A 4,302-nucleotide genomic window follows, 5' to 3' on the forward strand; every position below is an offset into this window, starting at 1 on the left:
TGTTAGTCATATTTGTGTGGGAATTTAGATAAAAATAGGGAATGTCTGGTGAAGTATTTTTTGCATTTGGTAAAAAATCCTTGTTTGCTAATTTTTAGGTGTTTTTCTGCATTAAAAAATAACAATCGCCATCCCCATATATAGTGATCATGGTAGCAGGGCATTTAGATATAAAAATGTCATAAACGGTCAAATTTATTTTCAAAGAAATTAAATAACGCTAAAAGAATAGGATGTAATTTATGTTTAATAAAAAGCAAATACATGGGAATTGACTTAATGTAGCCACAATCAGCGGGTTAAATACATAACCGAAACCCCCTCACATTTGGGGTGTTCGACTAAATCCATCTCACCAAAAACAGGAATGCTTTTATAAATGTAGCCACCCACAGCAGTAATCACTTTTCCACCGTGATCGGTTGTGTCGTTTAATAAAATAACGGCTTTGTTTGCCATATTTAATCCTATGGCTAAAAAAAATTGTGTTTAGTGATTGATATCAAAACCAACATCAGAAACTATAAATAAATTATGTTAGCTTCTGATGTTGAGATGATTTAATAAATGCTTATAACTATTTCCATTGGGGTGTGTTATTTATTTTCCAATAATCAATGGAGTCACTGTTGAGATCCACTTTGCCATCAGGATATTCAACTCTGGATGGTTTATTACCTCCGGGTATAATGATTTTTGGCATTTTAGTTTCATCCAGTATGGGATTATAGATGATTTTCCACTCGTTTCTTTCTGTTAACCTTAACCAAAAAGGAGTCATACCACCTTTTTCTCCATATAATCCTATCTTATCAGGATTTGCGTGATGTTTTCTTAAAAAAGGATAAATAGTAGGGCGATACTCAATAATATCTAATGCTTTTTTCATGCTATATTGTATTTTCTCAGCATTATTTATATCGACATATATACCTGTTCCATCATAAGGTATCGCATCTTTTATCAGATGATTAACATTGACATAGCGAAGAGCTAATGAAATAGCATTGATTTTCCATTGGCACCATCCACCTCCATCAAAAGGTATTCTTTCCTTAAAATAACCTGTCTTTGGATTAACTAATATATTAAACTTATTCCAATAATGTTTGGATTCATGATAACGCATACCACCTGCAGTATAATGCGAAGAAAGACACTTTACTGAAATATAATCACCTTTTAAGCTCGGTTGGGTATTTGGTGGAACAATGCCTTCAACCGTGATCCATTTATTTTCTTGGGGAGGAAAGAATGGGTTGGCATCATTTTTATAAGAATGCCAGGATTCCGAGATGGTGCTCGATAAAAAATCACATCCTGTTAAACACAGTGTGAATGATAATAATGTGAACGGCATAATTTTTATTGTCATCGCAGTAATATCCATTATTGTTTTTCAAAATAACGTTGTAAGGCTACAGGGCCTCTTTCGTCTTTTCTGGTGATTTCTAGCGTAATGGCTAACTGATTATCTATCTCCATCAGAAAATAATGTTTCCTAATCTTTTTTCTCCCCATTATTGCAGCAATAGAGGTAGGATCAGTATCTAAAAATGATAAATCTTCAGAAGATCTTTGGGGTTTTTTATCTGGAGGAAGTGCACATAACTCCCTTAATCTTTGATCAATATAACTTGAGTATAAGGTACTACTATGATCGAGAGCCCCTAATACTCCTTTATCCGCAGGATTTTCATTATTATTTGGGTATAGGGAATTCATCTCTTGATGCCTAAATTGTTCGATAAATTCAACAGTATCTTTTTGCGTTTTTTCATTTAATGATGGTAATAAATACAGCTTAGGTTTTGATTCTAAATAAGATGAAACATAAAAATAAACTAATTTGCCATGATGTAAAAAAGGATCATCATTACGACTAAATAGCTTAAAAGCTTTTGCAACGAGTCTTCCTGCCAAAATTGATGAAAACCACTTAGAGGCTTCTTCCGCAATGGGGCTATCGTATAATTCAATTAACACGCCAGAAGGAGTCGCGCCTATTTGGAATGCAATATTGTCCATATCCTTGTTGAAAGGCACAGAAGGAACGGTATCGTTTTCATTGACGTGACGGTAGTGAGTAATATCAGCAAGCTCTTGAACCGCGCTTAGTGTGAATGTACGTGGCATACCGTAAGTATAAAGGCAAGGATTATGTGCTTTTAGTTGTGCGCTATGAATTAAAGCAAGAGCTCCCCCTAAACTATGACCGCAAACGAATAATTTTTTTTCGTCTGTTAGTTCGATTATATGCTCGAATACCTTTTTATTATCATCTCTTTTGGGCACGTCTATTGCCTTAACAAGGTTGAACGCTTCCCAAAATCCTTTATGTACTTTTCCTTTTTCACTAAAACCACTACATACACCTTTAGGTGTGCAGCCTAATTCTAGTGGCTGGAATGTTAAATCTGTTATAGCATCTGTTCTACTTGCTGTGCCACGCCATCCGACAATAATTTCTTTCTTGTTTGCCACATAAAAAAGTTGAGTGTCTCCTTGGGGAGCATCTTGTTTATTCGAATCAACGCATACGATTTCTGTGTAACGATCGCTAAATGGGACGTCATAAACTATCGGGGAAAAGGACTGATCATTGACCCGATAAGGTGAGCGTGACAGGTCAAGTAACTGCATACTAAAAAAATGAGTAACTGAACCTATATGATCTGAATTATCATTGGCATAAGTTAGTATACTCATCAGTGAGAGATTATAGGCATTGACCAGTGAATAGTCTTTTTGATGATGTAGCAATAACGACCATGCCCTAAATGGACATACTTCAATAACATAGCGATATTCACCTACATATGATGGATAAACTTCAAGACCTTGTGGTTCTCCATCAGGAAAATGATAAAGGGGAAAATTATCATCTTTCCATTTTTCAATAACTGGAAATTTATCAACCAACTCTCCAATCTTTGCATAGCGATATTGACGGCCTGATTCCAGGCTCTCTTTAAAAACGGGTGAAATAGATTTCAGCGCTTCGGGAGAGCGAGTGTATTCGCTGTTACGTTTCATTCTGAGCGGGCGTTTTTCCATCTCATCAGCAAGTTCCTGTCCATTCAGAAATAAACGTAAAGGAGAAGCCGTTAAATGTTCTTCCCGGATCATGCCATTTCCATCTGTTGTTCCCTTACGCGTGGTTTTTCTATTTTTTAACGTATAGGGCATGTTGGTTATCGGTTTATTGTGCTCATCAACAAGCTGAATTTCTATCTTATTTTTCAGCATATTCTGACAATCGTGACAATAAATTAAATTTTCATTATTCATCATCCATTGTTCCTGTTATTTTTTCTTGTTCCATCGCCAACAAATATTCTTGACCCGAGACTTTTTCAACGAGATGACCGGCTTCAATTTTTTGCCGCAACCACTGTTCTATTCGTAATTCCAGACTGCCCACGGGGTGATCCAGTTGTCTCGCCATTTCACCGTGGTTTTCCCATAAATCATCATAAAGTGAACTGGTTAACACTTTCAGGCCGTAAGGGGAACGCAACCAGGCTGTCAGTAGGTGCTTTTCAAGCATAAAAGGGATTTCACGGTTTCCCTCCGTACATTCATTCGGGCGAAAAAACTGCATCGGCTGTGGGGTGTCGGTCATCAGTTCTGTGACAGGCGACAGCATCAGTGACCAGTCGCTGGGGGTGAATGCTGGGATCATCGCGCCAAAGACTCGTGCATCCATGATGCGGAACAGTACCTGCTCACCATTCATCATGACTAATTGCCGGTGTTGCCAGTGGGTAAGCTGTTCCTGCCACGGGATATGGCTGCGGTACGCCCAGCCCCAACTGTGGTCACTGAGTGCATGGCGATCCAACATCATGCCTATCTGGAATAACTGGCGACTTTTTGCCTGCACGAGCCACGGGCTTTGTTTTAGCATCTTGTGCATCGGCGTACCGCTATACAGCGGAAAAGCCTGGTCGACCCAGTCATTGCGATAAAATTGGTCGACCGGATTGGGTTGCGCCAGTGAATTGAGGATAAAAAATACGGGTGCATCATTCGGTTTATTTAACCATGCCTGCCAGTTTGTTGAAGTATCTATCATGATAATTATTCCTTTTTAGCCGGTTTAATGACCGGACTGGCATCCTGTTGTGCCAGTTCAGGGCAGTATGGGTGAGCCGGAAACGCCACCGCCGGCAACGGCGCCACGCCTTCCGGCAGTTGCAATGCCAGCCCGCGCCCGCTGCCAGCGGAACCCTGTCCGACATTAATCGGGGAAGATAAAATGCCGCCCGGCGTGACCTTGAGGAAAGTACCGCCCACTTT

The 4,302-nt window shown here is 39.2% G+C and carries 4 protein-coding genes and 1 pseudogene; all 5 read right to left on the reverse strand.

The features are described from left to right. Window positions 1-291 precede the first annotated feature (291 nt). Window positions 292-459, reverse strand: a complete 168-nt coding sequence (locus Xkoz_RS21270; protein WP_167386618.1) for a PAAR domain-containing protein — start codon at window positions 457-459, stop codon at window positions 292-294. Between the two features lie 118 nt (window positions 460-577). Then, window positions 578-1,390, reverse strand: coding sequence for a hypothetical protein (locus Xkoz_RS17545; RefSeq protein WP_099143274.1), 813 nt, complete (start codon window positions 1,388-1,390; stop codon window positions 578-580). Continuing rightward, window positions 1,390-3,294, reverse strand: coding sequence for a lipase family protein (locus Xkoz_RS17550; RefSeq protein ID WP_339373907.1), 1,905 nt, complete (start codon window positions 3,292-3,294; stop codon window positions 1,390-1,392). The genes Xkoz_RS17545 and Xkoz_RS17550 overlap by 1 nt, the downstream gene beginning before the upstream one ends. Continuing rightward, on the reverse strand, window positions 3,284-4,078 hold the full coding sequence (locus Xkoz_RS17555; protein WP_099143275.1) for a DUF4123 domain-containing protein: 795 nt from the start codon (window positions 4,076-4,078) through the stop codon (window positions 3,284-3,286). Before Xkoz_RS17555 ends, Xkoz_RS17550 begins: the two co-directional genes overlap by 11 nt. Before the next feature lie 5 nt (window positions 4,079-4,083). Further along, a pseudogene (locus Xkoz_RS17560) lies at window positions 4,084-4,302 on the reverse strand (type VI secretion system tip protein VgrG); the annotation flags it as partial.

It is taken from the genome of Xenorhabdus kozodoii (assembly GCF_002632875.1).
Classification (GTDB): domain Bacteria; phylum Pseudomonadota; class Gammaproteobacteria; order Enterobacterales; family Enterobacteriaceae; genus Xenorhabdus; species Xenorhabdus kozodoii.

What these genes read in the sequence shown, in the direction of transcription:
- Xkoz_RS17545 (WP_099143274.1), bottom strand. Translation starts at nt 1,390, where the DNA reads ATGGATATTACTGCGATGACAATAAAAATTATGCCGTTCACATTATTA.
- Xkoz_RS17555 (WP_099143275.1), bottom strand. Translation starts at nt 4,078, where the DNA reads ATGATAGATACTTCAACAAACTGGCAGGCATGGTTAAATAAACCGAAT.
- Xkoz_RS17550 (WP_339373907.1), bottom strand. Translation starts at nt 3,294, where the DNA reads ATGATGAATAATGAAAATTTAATTTATTGTCACGATTGTCAGAATATG.
- Xkoz_RS21270 (WP_167386618.1), bottom strand. Translation starts at nt 459, where the DNA reads ATGGCAAACAAAGCCGTTATTTTATTAAACGACACAACCGATCACGGT.